This window comes from Mesorhizobium sp. P3_A2, assembly GCF_056403115.1.
This window is the reverse complement of record NZ_JBFUGC010000003.1, coordinates 249801-263248: the sequence shown is the minus strand read 5'-3', so window position 1 is coordinate 263248 and position 13448 is coordinate 249801. Positions and strand designations below refer to the sequence as shown.

The following is a 13448-nucleotide window of genomic DNA, read 5'->3' as shown; positions in this document are numbered from 1 at the left end:
GGGCGGGAAGCCTGCCAGGACGGGTAGGTTGCCGTTGAAGCAATTCTCCCGGTGGAACAATTGTCGCCGCTTGCCTGCCGGACGTTCGGCATCTATATCTGCAAAATGTCTGACCATTCGTCCCGGCCGTCTTCACCGTCCCATATTCCGATGGATGCGCTTAGCGAAGTTCTGCAAGACTTCCGCTTGAGTGGTGTCAACTATGGCCGCTGCGAACTCCGGCATCCATGGAGCATAGACTTTCCGCAACAACCGCTGCTTCGGTTTCATTTTGTCGGCCATGGGCCATGCTGGATTCATACCGAATCGCAAGGCTGGCAGGAGTTGCGCGATGGCGATCTGGTGCTGCTGCCGCAAGGCATCGCCCATCGGCTGGCGAGCGCACCGGACGTTGAGGTCGACTCGCTCGAGGGCTGCCAGGTGATCAAGTTCGGCGGCAACGTCTGCGAGGTGGTACGGCAGGGAACGGGCGCGACGAGCACCCTTTTCTGCGGCTCGATGGCCTTGGGCTCCTGTGCGCTCAACCCATTGATCACGTTGATGCCGCCTCTCATCAAGGGTTGCGACGTGGCCGGCAATGACCCTGTCGTCGGCCCTTTGCTGGCGGCGATGACGGTGGAGGCCGCACAGCCGCAGATGGGCAGCGCCACCATTTTGTCGCGTATGGCGGATTTGCTGACAGCCCGGCTCATCCGCTGCTGGGTCAATTGCAATGGCGCTTCGACCACCGGTTGGCTCGCAGCCATCCGCGACCCCCATATTGGCCGTGCTCTGGCAGCCATGCACCGAAACCCCGGCCACAACTGGACGCTGGGAAGCCTGGCCGGCGTGGCAGGCCAATCGCGCTCGATTTTCGCCGAGCGCTTCAGCGCTGTCCTGGGCGAAGGTGCCGCACACTATCTCGCCCGCATGCGCATGCAGCTTGCGCGTGAGTTGCTGGGCCAGAACGGCTTGTCCGTTGCCGAAGTCGCTACCCGTTTGGGCTACGATTCCGAGGCATCCTTCGCGCGCGCGTTCAAGCGCATCACCAATGTTTCGCCAGGTGTTGTGCGTCGCACAAATCCCGGACGAATAGATATGAATTTCGGATTTTAGGGTACATATCATCCGGGCGGACTCGCCTATTTAAGATCTCCAAACTTTGGAGATCCTTCCGTGACTGACACAACATTACAGCTTGAAGACGCCGCGATCGGCCTTGACGCCGATGCGCCAGCCACATGGAGCGCAGCCACCTGGTTCGCGGTCATTTCATTGGCGGCCACCAGCTTTGCTCTGGTGTCCGCCGAATTCCTGCCGGCAGGCCTGTTGACGCCGATGGCGCGCGATCTCGGTATCAGCGAAGGCACGGCCGGACAGGTCGTCACCGCCACCGCTTCCGTCGGCGCCGTGACGGCCATGTTGAGCAATGTTCTCATCGGCCGATTGAACCGCAAGACGGTGCTGGTTGGTCTCATGGCCCTGGCGGTCGCTTCCAATATTCTGGCAGCGCTGGCGCCCAATTTCTGGCTGCTGTTGCTGGGCCGGGCCGGGCTGGGCATCGCGCTCAGCGCTTTCTGGGCGCTTTCGGTTGCTGTCGTGGCGAGGCTGGTTGGTGCCAATGCGACAGGTCGGGGCATGGCCATCGTCACCCTCGGCGTCTCGCTCGCCACCATAGCCGCGCCGTCGATGGGGGCATTGATCAGCGACTGGCTCGGATGGCGCAGCGCCATGGCCATGACAGCGGGGCTGGCTCTGGTTGCCATGCTGCTGCAGTTTCTCAGCCTGCCGACCTTGCCTGCAAGCGCAAGCAACAGCCTTGCCGACGTATTTCGGCTGACACGGCGGCGCGGCATTCAACTCGGCATGCTGGCCATCGTCTTGCTGATGACCGGGCATTTCGCCGGCTCAGTCTATGTGCGCCCCTTCCTCGAACACGTGACGCTGCTTGCAACCGGGCCGATTGCGCTCGCCCTGCTCGGATTTGGCATCGCCGCAGTGGTCGGCAACATTGCCGGCGGCCGCTTGGCCGATGCCAATATCCGCACGGCGCTCGTGATCACCGCTGCGTTGATGGCGTTTGCGGCGCTGGCATTGGTGCTTTGGGGGGTGCACATCGGGGCTGCCTTCGGCTTCGTCACCCTTTGGGGCCTGGCCTTCGGCATGGGACCGGTGGTGCTGCCGACCAATCTGTCCCGAGCGGCACCTGACGCGCTGGAAGCGGCGGGCAGCCTGATGGTCGTCTCTTTCCAGGTCGCCATCACCATTGGCGCGGTTGTCGGCGGCTATGTCGTGGACAACTACGGCGCGACGGCGCCCTTGACGCTTACCGCCATCCTTGCCGCATCGACAGCTTTGCTGGCGCTGCTACAGCCTCGCAGCTGAACCCTGCTCCAACTGATGCGGCGGCCTGACTCCGGGCCGCCGCGATGTTGCAGCCGCGTTACACAAGTTTATGCGGTGCGCGCGTTGCGTTTTGCCGCAATCGGCGGCTAAGGGACGCTTCGGCTTCGGCCGTTTGAAGGCAGCGACGATCAAGTTCTGCCTTTGTGAGGAGATGACTGACATGAAGAAGTTTTTGCTCGTTGGCGTGGGTGTCGCCATGCTTGCCGCATCGGCCTGTTCCAAGGCGCCAGAATGCACGCAGGAGATTGCGGCCAAGAAGGCCCAGGAGATGACCGCCGCGCTGCAGGAGGCGATCACCAAGGATCCGTCCAAGGCGGCTGACCTGACGGCCAAGGTGCAAGCGGTGACCACCAAATATCAGGGCGCCACGACGCTGGACGAGGCCTGCAAGGCCTATGACGAACTGACGGCCGCCATCAAGGGCTGATTTTCGTTCGGGGATTGAAGAAGGCGGTGGCTCGGGGAGCCACCGCCTTTTTTGCTGGCCGCTGCCGGGAACTCAGTTCTTCGCGATGGCACCGACTTCGACGGCATCGACGCGCTTGAGGCTCATGCCGATCACCGGCACCAGTTGCTGGTCGACGCGCACGGCGATGGTCACCGTCATCGAATTGTCGTCGGGAATGCGGGCCTGCATGACGCCGCGCAACTGGTTGCGGTTGATGGTGAAGACCACCTTGCGAGGGTCGACGACATTGCCGCCGATGATGTCGAGGCCCGAACCGGCGGCGCCGCCCATGAAGTTGCCCTTGTAGTCGCGTCCCTTGCGCTCGACGGTCGCCGACATTTTCTGGGTGAAGACACCGACCCGGCAGTCACCGTCCAGCGACATGCCCGTCTTGTTGTCAGGCGTCGAGCCGTCGAAGCTGCAGGTGAATTTCGTGCCCTTGTACTTGCCGGCGACGATCTCGCCCGGGCCGACCCATTTGCCTTCGACGGTGCGGAAGAACTGCTTGTCGGGTTCGGCTGCAGAGGCTTTCCCGGCCAGGCCCAGAGGTGCTGCAAGCGCGACCACGGGCAGGACGCAGGACAAGATTACGCTTTTCATAGACGACACCTGGCAACAAGGAGGCTGTTGTTGGACGACCATGAACAAGATTGGTTAATGCTTGGTGACCGCGAGGCAGAACTTCACTTGGTCGTAGCCGCAGTCTCGCCTTCTTTTTTGGTCGCGAACGAGGTCAGCGCCGACAGGAAATCGCCCATGCCCGGCCGCCTGGCGGCAATGAAGGGCAGGGGCCGCGCCGTCTCCATCGCGGCTATGCCGATGCGCGCCGTCATCATGCCGTTGACGACGCCTTCGCCGAGTTTCGCCGAAAGCCGTGCGGCAAGTCCGTGGCCGACGATCTGCTGGACAAAGCTGTCGCCGACGGCGATCGAGCCGGTCACCGCCAGATGGGCGAGAACGCTGCGCGCCAGCCGGAAGAAGCCGAGCGTGCCCGGGCGGCCGCCGTAAAGCTCGGACAGGCGGCGGATGAGGCGCCCGGCCTCGAAGACGACATAGGCGACGTCGACAAGCGCGCGCGGGCTGACGGCGGTGACCAGCGACACCCGCTTGGCTGCTTCCAGGATCATCACCTTGGCCCTGGCGTCGAGGGCCCCAAGAATCTCGGTTTCGGCCAGCCGCACCAGGTTGCCGCCATCGATGATCTCGCCGCGCAGTTCGGCCAGCGAGCGCCTGCCGGCCGCCGTTTCTGGTTTCGCCGACACAAAGGCCGAGAGCTCGTCGACGACGGCCCTTGCGGCCTTCGGATCGTCGCGCGCGACGGCATCGAGCGCCCGTTTTTGCAGCTTTTCGACCTCGGCCAGCCGGGCGATGGCCAGGAATTCGCGTACCAGCACCACCACGAGCGCCAGCACGGCGATTGCGGCCATGGCAGCCGCCAGCCAGCCCAGCCACTCCGCGCGCTCGAACAGATCGCGAATGAGCTGGTCGGTCCACAGGCCGACGGCCAGCGAAACCAGCACGCCGACCGCGCCGAAAAACAGGCTGGCAAACAGCGAGCGCTTGCGCGGCGCGGTCGCGGGCGGTGGTTCGGCAGCAATGATGTCAGGCTCGTCGAAGACGTCGACTTCGGCCGGCACGACGACGGCGCGCGGCCTGCGCGTCGGAAGCGGCTCGGCATGGGTGCGGGCCTGCTTCGGTTCGGCCTCCGGCTCGATACGGAAAGCTGCCGGCTTGCGGGGCGCGGTCATGCCAGATGGTCTCCGATCAGGAACTGCAAGGCGCGGTCGAGCCTGATATGCGGCAACGACAGCATGACGCCTTCGGCAGTGCGTTCGAGCTTTGGCGGCCGAAAGCGCACGAAACGGATTGCCGGGTTGTCGCTGCTCTGCCGGTGGTCGGCTTCCGAAACATCGAAAACCGCTTCAATTTTCTCAGGCAAGTCCCCGGGAAATATGGCGGTTTCGGCTTTCCCGTCGAAGGTTTCGCCATTGATCCTCTCGCCCTTCAGCGGCGTACCGATGATCACCGGCAGCGTCTCGCGGCCCTGTTTGACCGTGCCTTCGCGTGTCGCGCGCACTGCCGCCATGGCGACCACGTCGACATCGGCACCGGTAAGATTCGCCCGCGCCACGGCCCGGTCGGCAAGCCGTCGCACGATCGCCTGCAGCCGGTCATGGCTTTCGTGGTGCAGATGGTCGGCCTTGGTCGCGGCGACCAGAATGCGGTCGATGCGGCGCGAAAACAAATCGGTGAGGAAATTGCCCCGTCCGGGGCGGAAACAGGAAAGGATTTCGGTCACCGCGCGCTCTAAGTCGGCCATTGCGCCGGGGCCAGCGTTCAGCGCCTGCATGGCGTCGATCAGCACGATCTGGCGGTCGAGGCGGGTGATGTGTTCGCGGAAGAACGGCTTCACCACATGCGTCTTGTAGGCCTCGTAGCGGCGCTCCATCATCGCCTGCAGCGAGCCGGCGCGCGGGCGTCGTTCGCCCTTGAGCAGCAAGGGCGCGAAGGTCAGCGCCGGCGAGCCCTCGAGATCGCCAGGCATGAGGAAACGGCCGGGCGGCAAGGTCGAAAGTGCCCGTTCGTCGAGCTTGCAGGCCTTGAGATAGGCGGCAAAGCTTTCGGCCAGCCTGCGCGCCGTCATTTCGTCAGCGTCGGCATTGGGATCGATCGTCGCCGACAGCGCCCGCCAGTCCTGCGAGAGGTCGTGACGCACCGGCAGCATCGCCATTTCGAAGGCTTCGCGCGAGAAATCGGCGAAGGACTTGCCGAGCAGCGGCAGGTCGAGCAGCCATTCGCCGGGGTAGTCGACAATGTCGACCGACAACCGCCCGCTGGAAAACATGCGGTTCCAGCCGGAGGCCGATTCATATTCGATGGTGAGCCTGAGTTCGGAAATGGCGCGCGTCGAGTCCGGCCAGACGCGGCCGTTGACGAGGGCGGCGATATGGTCCTCGTACTGGAAGCGCGGCACGGCGTCATCCGGCTGTTCCTCGAGGAAGGCGCGCGCGACGCGTCCAGACTTCTGCGCCTCGAACAGCGGCAGCCGCCCACCATGAATCAGATTGTGGGCAAGCGCCGAGATGAATACCGTCTTGCCGGCACGGGACAGGCCGGTGACGCCGAGCCGCAGCGATGGCGAAAACAGCCCGCTTGCCCGCCCCGACAGTGTATCCAGGGCAATTCTCGCTTCGTCTGTGAATGTGGTCAGCGATGATGCCAAAATCTGTTCTCTCGGGCCTCGGTCCGCCCGATATAGGCTTTGCATCCGCAGTTTGAAATGGCGTCCGGACCTAGCCGGCTCCGCTCAGAGATCGGCGGGCGTCAGGAAGGCTTCGAGATAGCCGGCACCTTGCGCGGCCTCGGTGAGGGTGCCGTTGAAGCGCACGACCGCCAGGCCCGAGGTCGGGAAACCATGGTTCATGATGGCCCGCGCCGCTTCGTCGCCGTCGCCCGAGACCGCCATGGCAAGGTCTTCCGTCATTGGATTGTGGCCGATGACCAGCAGCGAGCCTAGGCCGCCATTGCCGCGGATGATGGCGAGATAGCCGGCGGCATCCTCGCTGTAGAGCGTGTCGAAGAACAGCACTCGGCCGGTGTCGGTGTGGCCGGCTATGCCCTCCAGCGTCTGGCGCGCCCGCTTGGCGTTGGAGCAGAGCGTGATATCGGGAACGTAGTTGCGGGCACGCATCGCCGTCCCCATCATTTCGGCATCGGCAATGCCCGATGCGTCGAGCGGGCGGTCGAAGTCGCGCACGCCGGGTAGCGCCCATCCAGCCTTGGCATGCCGCAACAGATACAGTGTGCTCACCGGACCCCCATGGTGTGCTGCCCATCAATGACACAATCGGATTAGCCACGAGAACGGCCCACCGCACAATGGGCCGCGACACCCAAGCGCAACGAATCATGTGCGAATTCGCCCGCGCCCTTGCTGTGGAAGGCTTTGCCGGGGCTCGCTGCATACGGCATTAACAATTGCGTGAAACGCGCGCTGATTACGCTTGTGCAGCCCCCTCTGCGCGAATATATAGGCGCGAAATTTGGGGTTGTTGGGTGAGTCGAATGAACGATATCTCTACCGCCGATTACGTACCCTCCGAAGACGAGCCGTTCATGAACGAACGGCAGAAATCATACTTCCGCCTGAAGCTCGTCACCTGGAAGAACGACATACTGCGCGAAGCGCGCGAAACTCTCGAAATCCTGCAGCAGGAAAACGCCAACCACCCCGATCTCGCCGATCGGGCTTCTTCTGAAACCGACCGCGCCATCGAGCTTCGCGCCCGCGACCGCCAGCGCAAGCTCATTTCAAAGATCGATTCGGCGCTGCAGCGCATCGATGAAGGCACTTACGGCTATTGCGAGGAAACCGGCGAACCGATCGCGCTGAAGCGTCTCGACGCGCGCCCGATCGCGACCCTGTCGATCGAAGCGCAGGAGCGCCACGAGCGCCGCGAGAAAGTCTATCGCGACGATTGAGCCGCAGCCATCAGGCAGAACTGTTCATTAGAAATGGCCGGGTTTCCCGGCCATTTCTGTTTTTGCGCGGAGCTTCCGGGTTTTTGCCGCACTAAGTCTCGGTTCGAAGAGATCATGCGCAAGAATGGTATGGATCCACACTCCGGTCAGGACCGGCCGGTTTCCGGTAGGATTTATCGCTTCTGACTGGCGAGCTCGCCGAGCAGCTTGGTCATCTCGTCATCGAGCGAAGCCGGCGCTTTCGCCGCCGGCTTGCTGGCGTGCGAATCATCAAGCGAGACCTCGAGTTCCCGCATCAGCGTGTCGTCGATGGACTCGCGCTTCGGTGGCGGCGGGGCCTGCCGGGCGGTGTTGGCGGCCGAGCCATAGGCCGGCAGCGGCGTCACATTGCTCGCCTGGTAGATCTGGGCCGGCTTCGGCGCCGGCGCTGCCTGGCGTGGCGGAACGGCGGCAGGGGCCGCGCTTACCGGTTGCGGCGGTGGCGCCTGCCTTGCAGGTGCGGCGGGGGCGGGTTGTGCCGCGCGCGGACGCGGCGCCTGTTGCTGCTGGCCACCGCCGCCGCCATCGCCGGTCAAAGCCGGACGGCGTGGCGCCGCCAGCCTGATATCGCGCTCGACGACGACGTCGGTCGGGCCGCCGATCAAAATCAGGTGTTCGATATCGTCGCGCCGGATGAGCACCAGCCGGCGGTGGCTGTCGACCGCGGTGGCGTCCATGACCGCCAGCCGCGTCTTGCGGTTCCTGCCGCCGGCAACGAAGGTGCCGAAAGTCAGGTTGCGGACCAGCCTGATGATGACAAGCACGATGACCAGCAGGACAAGGGCGGCAAACGTCCACAGCAGCGCTGCGGCATATCCAGGACCCGCCACGCTATCCAGCCACTGCATCGGTGCCCCCAAATCGGTTTTTGAAGTGGAGGCGACACTAGACCGTTGCGACCGGGCACCGCAAGTTACCTTCACGCTTCATGAACAGCTTGAAACACCGGCGCGTCATTTTTATCAGACATTTGCCGCCAAGGCCTTTTCCGGATTAGGAGAATGTGATTCAACCGGCCGGGGGCGGTGTCGGACAAACTCACGAGCAGGGGGCATATGGCCAGGGAAACGCGCGGCGATTTCTATCCGGTACCGATCGTCGACCAGAACACGCGGCCAGGCGCGGTTACCCGGCTCATCGTCTTCATCATCGTCTTGACCGGGGCCGCGATCGTTTTCGGCATTTTCCGCGAGCGTCTTGGCGATCCCTTCCTGCTCGGCATGCTGGGCGTGCTTGCCATGATCGGCGTCGGCTTCCTGTTCGCCACGGCCATCGGCTTCGTGCAGATCGCGCCGCGTTCGACCGGGGATGAACTGTCGAAGGCCTTCGTCGATTCGATGTCGCAGGGCCTGATCGTCACCGACACCAAGGGCCGCGTCGTCTACGCCAATCGCGCCTATGCCGAGATGACCGGTGCCGCGTCGGCAGCCGATCTGAAGACGGTCGAAGGCCTGCTTTCCGATGTTCCCGAAGCCTCGGTGACCATATACCGGCTGGCCTCGGGCCTGCGCGACGGCCAGGCCGGCGACGGCGAATTCCGGCTGGCGCAGTCGATCCGGCCCGGCGCCGAACCCGGCGCGCGCTGGTACCGGGCGCGGGCCCGCACTTTCAGCGTTCCCGGCCAGCGGCTGCCCATGCTCGCCTGGCAGCTCGCCGATATCTCGCAGGAACGGGCAGAGCAGGAGCGTTTCTTCCTTGACCTGCAGAAGGCCATCGACCATCTCGACCACGCGCCGGCCGGCTTCTTCTCGGCCGACCAGGAGGGCCGCGTCACCTACATCAACGCCACGCTCGCCGAATGGCTGGGCATTGACCTCGCGAGCTTCACGCCCGGCGCGGTCACGCTGCCGGAAATCGTCGCCGGCGACGGCATGGCGCTGGTGCGCTCGGTCAAGGCCGATCCCGGCACCACCCGCAACGCCGTCATCGATCTCGATCTGACGACGACAACAGGCGAAGCGCTGCCGGTGCGCTTCATGCACCGCGTTTCGGCCAGCCGCGAGGGGACCAACGGCCCGACGCGCACCATCGTGCTCAACCGCACGCAAGGGGAGGACGCGTCCGCCGACCTGCGCGCGTCGGAAGTGCGCTTCACCCGCTTCTTCAACTCGACGCCGATGGCGATTGCCGGCGTCGACGCCAGCGGCCGCATCCTGCGCACCAACGCGCCGTTCCTGTCGCTGTTTGCCTCCGTCGTCGACCGCGATGCCGTCGACCGCCGGGTGCGGCTGGATACGGTCATCCACGAGCGCGACCGCCCGGCCTTTGCCGCCGCCTTCGAAAAGGCGCGGCTCAGGCAGGCCGACATCGAGCCCATCGACACCCTGCTGCCCGGCAATGAGGAGCGGCATATCCGCTTCTACGTCAACGCGGTCGCCGACGGCACCGGCGGCGAGGGTGCAGAGGAATCGGCCATCGTCTATGCCGTTGACACCACCGAGCAAAAGGCGCTCGAGGGCCAGATGGCGCAAAGCCAGAAAATGCAGGCAGTCGGCCAGCTCGCCGGCGGCATTGCCCACGACTTCAACAATGTGCTGACCGCCATCATCATGGCGTCGGACCTTTTGTTGACCAATCATCGCCCGTCGGACCCGTCCTTTCCCGACATCATGAACATCAAGCAAAACGCCAACCGGGCGGCCTCGCTGGTGCGGCAGCTGCTCGCCTTCTCACGCAAGCAGACGCTGCGGCCGGAAGTGCTGAACCTGACCGACGTGCTTGCCGACCTCAGGATGCTGCTTGCCCGCCTGGTCGGTAACGACATCAAGCTGAAGGTCGACCATGGCCGCGACCTGTGGCCGGTCAAGGTCGACATCGGCCAGTTCGAGCAGGTGGTGGTCAATCTCGCGGTCAATGCGCGCGACGCCATGCCGGCCGGCGGCGATCTCACCGTGCGCACCCGAAATGTTACCGCCGAAGAGTGCAAGAGCTTTGCCTACCGCGAACTCACCCCGGCCGACTATGTCGTGGTCGAGGTCGAGGATACCGGTTCAGGCATTGCGCCGGACGTGCTGAAGAAGATCTTCGAGCCCTTCTTCACCACCAAGGAAGTCGGCAAGGGCACGGGCCTCGGCCTGTCGATGGTCTACGGCATCATCAAGCAGACCGGCGGCTTCATCTTCTGCGATTCCGAAGTCGGCAAGGGTTCGACCTTCCGTATCTTCCTGCCGCGCCATATAGCGGAGGCGAAGAAGCCGGGTGAAGTCGGCGAAGCGCCGGCAGCCCCGGTGAAAGCCGCCGATCCCGGCAAGGACCTGTCGGGCTCGGCCACCGTGTTGCTGGTCGAGGATGAGGACGCCGTGCGCATGGGCGGCTCGCGGGCGCTGACCTCGCGCGGCTACACCGTGCACGAGGCGTCCTCGGGCGTCGAGGCTCTGGAAGTCTTCGAGGCGCTCGGCGGCAAGGTCGATATCGTTGTGTCCGACGTGGTGATGCCGGAGATGGACGGACCGACGCTGCTTGGCGAATTGCGCAAGCGCCAGCCCGACATCAAGTTTGTCTTTGTGTCCGGCTATGCCGAAGATGCCTTCGCCCGGAACCTGCCGCCCGACGCGCAATTCGGCTTCCTGCCGAAGCCGTTCTCGCTCAAACAACTGGCCACTGTCGTCAAGGACGTGCTTGAATCCTGATGCATGTCGCTCAAAAGTGGCCTCGGTTTTGAGAAAACGACATGCATAAAACAAAAGCCTAAAGTGCGTCGCAAGCGACGCGCTTTAGATCTCCCTAATTCACCGCTTGCGCAATGACGCGACGCTGCCATGATTGCAGGCGAAAGGGGCGGCGGGTTTTGGGGAGCATGTCGTGACGCCGCACAACGAGGCAGCCAAGGGTGACTATGCCGCAACGGTGCTGTTGCCGGGCGATCCGCAGCGCGCCGAGTGGATGGCGAAGACGTTTCTGGAGGCGCCGCGCTGCGTCAACCGTCGCCGGGGCGCGCTGGGCTTTACCGGCCTCTATCGCGGTCGGCCCGTCAGCATCCAGGCCACCGGGATCGGTGTCCCGTCCTTCCTGGTCTATGTGCATGAGCTGCTGGATTTCCACGGCGTCAAAACGCTGATCCGCACTGGCACCTGCGGTGGTCTGACCGCCGATGTGCCGCTACGTTCCGTGGTGATCTCGCAATCGGTGCGCGCCGAAAGCGAGCGAAGCGGCCAGGTCTTCGGCCTCTACGATGCCGCTGCCGGGCCTGATCCCGGCCTGTTCGCCCACGCCTTGGCCTGCGCCGCTCAACTCGGCATCGACCACCAGGCAGGGCTGACCATCTGCAGCGATGTGTTCTATCACCCGGAAGGGCGCGCTCGATTCGCTGAAGCGCAGGCGCTTGGCGCGCTCGCCGTCGACATGGAAACCAGCGCGCTTTACCGCCTCGCGGCGCATTTCGGCGCCCGCGCGTTGTCGCTGCTGACCGTCGTCGACAACATCGTGACCGAAGAGCTAACCGCCTATTCCGAACGCCAGGCGCTGTTCACCGACATGGCGCGGCTCGGGCTCGAGGTTGCGGCCGAGGCATAAGCTTCAGGCGGCTTCGCGCTTCGGCGCCAGTTCGTCCATCTCGGGCCGGTGACCGCGCAGATAGAGCGCGCAGGTGGTGCGCAGCATCGAGGCGAAGTTGGGAATGGCTCCGTTGATCTCGATCGCCTCGTCATAGAGTTTCGAGATGAACTTCGGCGTCGTCAGGCCCTGGCTGTCGGCGATCTCGTCGAGCAGCGCCCAGAATGTCGCTTCAAGCTGGATGCTGGTCGAATGCCCGTCGATACGGATCGACCGGTTGATCTGTCGGTAGCCCTCCGGATCCTGGCCGGCAAAAACCCTGCACATTCCTACCTCCCGATATTATTGGTTTTGGGCGCTATGAGTCGCGCCTTCAATCCTATTTTTGTCCAGCCATTTTCAGCCCGAAAGCCGCAAACGGCAATCGGACTTTGGTCTTTAGGCGCAGATATAGCACCGATTGCAAATTTAGCCGTGGTAACCGGCTGCCACCACCTTTTATCAGTGCCGCCCATAATCGCCTCCAGCATGCAGCGACGGAGACTGATTTGGCGAAGGCGATCCATTCCATGATCCGGGTTCTCGATGAGGCCCGATCCGTCGATTTCTACAGAAACGCTTTCGGGCTCGACGTCGCCGACAGGCTGGATTTCGAGACATTCACGCTGATTTACCTCGCCAACCCCGAAACCGGGTTCGAACTCGAACTCACTGTGAACAAGGGCCGCACCGAACCTTATGGGCTTGGCGATGGTTACGGCCATCTGGCGGTCTCGGTCGCCGACCTCGACAGCGAGCATGACCGAATCGGCGCGCTCGGCTTCAATCCGAAGAAGATCGTCGAGTTCAACCGCGACGGGACGCGGATCGCCCGCTTTTTCTTCATCGAGGATCCCGACGGCTACAAGATCGAGGTTCTGCAGCGTGGAGGGCGCTTCCAGTAGGGGATTATTCGGCCGCGCTCAGCCGCGCGGACGCCAGCAACGGCGCTCTTCAGGGGCGCAAATAGCAAGCAGGGAGGAACAAATGGTCACGATCTATGACGGAAAGCCCGGGCTCTCACGTCGTGAACTTCTCAGACGCGGTGGCATCGGCGCGCTGCTCGTCGTCTCCGGCAGCGCCGTCATCAGCCCCGAAAATGCCTGGGGGCTCGAGACATCCGCACTCAAGCCCGAAACCATGGCGACGCTGATCCAGATGGCGCGCGACATCTATCCGCACGATCAGGTGCCCGACAAATACTACGCCATTGCCGTGAAGGGTCATGACGAGCAGGCCGGCAAGGACGCCGCCTACAAGACGATGATCGAAGACGGTATCGCCGACCTCGACAAGAAGTCGGGCGAGGGCGGCTATCGCGGCCTTGGTTGGGAAGAGCAGCGCGTCGCCGTGCTGCAGCAGATCGAGGCGACGCCGTTCTTCCAGTCCATTCGCGGCGGCCTCGTCGTCAGCCTCTACAACCAGCCGGAGGTGTGGCCGATCTTCGGCTACGAGGGCGAATCCTACTCCAAGGGCGGCTACATCGCGCGCGGTTTCGACGACATCGAGTGGCTCTAGAGCTCCGGTCGTTCTGAACCCCGCAAACAGGAATTCATGGGAGGAA

The 13448-nt window shown here is 63.7% G+C and carries 14 protein-coding genes; 8 read left to right on the top strand and 6 right to left on the bottom strand.

Features of this window, described 5'->3' with window-relative positions; genetic code table 11:
- Positions 1-105: 105 nt before the first annotated feature.
- The 3 genes from AC1DXM_RS08795 to AC1DXM_RS08785 all read left to right on the top strand — a co-directional run bounded on the left by AC1DXM_RS08795 (position 106) and on the right by AC1DXM_RS08785 (position 2812).
- Positions 106-1095: an AraC family transcriptional regulator gene (locus tag AC1DXM_RS08795; RefSeq protein ID WP_477232950.1), complete on the top strand. Its 990-nt coding sequence runs from the start codon at positions 106-108 to the stop codon at positions 1093-1095.
- A 60-nt stretch (positions 1096-1155) separates the two neighbouring features.
- A complete protein-coding gene (locus tag AC1DXM_RS08790; RefSeq protein WP_477232694.1) occupies positions 1156-2364 on the top strand; it encodes an MFS transporter in 1209 nt (402 codons plus the stop codon).
- 181 nt (positions 2365-2545) lie between these two features.
- A complete protein-coding gene (locus tag AC1DXM_RS08785; protein ID WP_112561811.1) occupies positions 2546-2812 on the top strand; it encodes a hypothetical protein in 267 nt (88 codons plus the stop codon).
- A 72-nt stretch (positions 2813-2884) separates the two neighbouring features.
- On the opposite strand, the gene AC1DXM_RS08780 is transcribed toward AC1DXM_RS08785, so the two are convergent.
- The 4 genes from AC1DXM_RS08780 to AC1DXM_RS08765 form a co-directional block, all read right to left on the bottom strand.
- Positions 2885-3433, bottom strand: coding sequence for a hypothetical protein (locus tag AC1DXM_RS08780; RefSeq protein ID WP_477232693.1), 549 nt, complete (start codon positions 3431-3433; stop codon positions 2885-2887).
- An 83-nt stretch (positions 3434-3516) separates the two neighbouring features.
- Positions 3517-4581: a YcjF family protein gene (locus AC1DXM_RS08775; RefSeq protein ID WP_477232692.1), complete on the bottom strand. Its 1065-nt coding sequence runs from the start codon at positions 4579-4581 to the stop codon at positions 3517-3519.
- The gene (locus tag AC1DXM_RS08770) at positions 4578-6056 is read right to left on the bottom strand and encodes a YcjX family GTP-binding protein (protein WP_477232691.1); all 1479 of its coding nucleotides are present in this window, start codon (positions 6054-6056) and stop codon (positions 4578-4580) included. Before AC1DXM_RS08770 ends, AC1DXM_RS08775 begins: the two co-directional genes overlap by 4 nt.
- Before the next feature lie 84 nt (positions 6057-6140).
- On the bottom strand, positions 6141-6644 hold the full coding sequence (locus AC1DXM_RS08765; RefSeq protein WP_477232690.1) for a SixA phosphatase family protein: 504 nt from the start codon (positions 6642-6644) through the stop codon (positions 6141-6143).
- Between the two features lie 254 nt (positions 6645-6898).
- Between AC1DXM_RS08765 and dksA the strand changes: the two genes are divergently transcribed.
- Complete coding sequence (gene dksA / locus AC1DXM_RS08760; RefSeq protein ID WP_112395407.1) at positions 6899-7315, top strand: RNA polymerase-binding protein DksA; 417 nt, start codon at positions 6899-6901, stop codon at positions 7313-7315.
- Positions 7316-7488: 173 nt separating this feature from the next.
- Here the strand turns inward: dksA and AC1DXM_RS08755 are convergent, their stop codons facing one another.
- On the bottom strand, positions 7489-8202 hold the full coding sequence (locus AC1DXM_RS08755; RefSeq protein ID WP_477232689.1) for a hypothetical protein: 714 nt from the start codon (positions 8200-8202) through the stop codon (positions 7489-7491).
- A gap of 207 nt (positions 8203-8409) precedes the next feature.
- On the opposite strand from AC1DXM_RS08755, the gene cckA reads away from it, so the two are divergent.
- A complete protein-coding gene (gene cckA / locus AC1DXM_RS08750) occupies positions 8410-10983 on the top strand; it encodes a cell cycle histidine kinase CckA (protein ID WP_477232688.1) in 2574 nt (857 codons plus the stop codon).
- Positions 10984-11155: 172 nt separating this feature from the next.
- Positions 11156-11866, top strand: coding sequence for a purine-nucleoside phosphorylase (locus AC1DXM_RS08745; RefSeq protein ID WP_477232687.1), 711 nt, complete (start codon positions 11156-11158; stop codon positions 11864-11866).
- Between the two features lie 3 nt (positions 11867-11869).
- On the opposite strand, the gene AC1DXM_RS08740 is transcribed toward AC1DXM_RS08745, so the two are convergent.
- A complete protein-coding gene (locus AC1DXM_RS08740) occupies positions 11870-12172 on the bottom strand; it encodes a ribbon-helix-helix domain-containing protein (RefSeq protein ID WP_477232686.1) in 303 nt (100 codons plus the stop codon).
- A 221-nt stretch (positions 12173-12393) separates the two neighbouring features.
- Between AC1DXM_RS08740 and AC1DXM_RS08735 the strand changes: the two genes are divergently transcribed.
- Entirely contained in the window at positions 12394-12789 is a 396-nt protein-coding gene (locus tag AC1DXM_RS08735; RefSeq protein ID WP_477232685.1) for a VOC family protein, read from the top strand.
- 82 nt (positions 12790-12871) lie between these two features.
- Positions 12872-13402, top strand: coding sequence for a gluconate 2-dehydrogenase subunit 3 family protein (locus AC1DXM_RS08730; RefSeq protein WP_477232684.1), 531 nt, complete (start codon positions 12872-12874; stop codon positions 13400-13402).
- Positions 13403-13448: the final 46 nt, after the last annotated feature.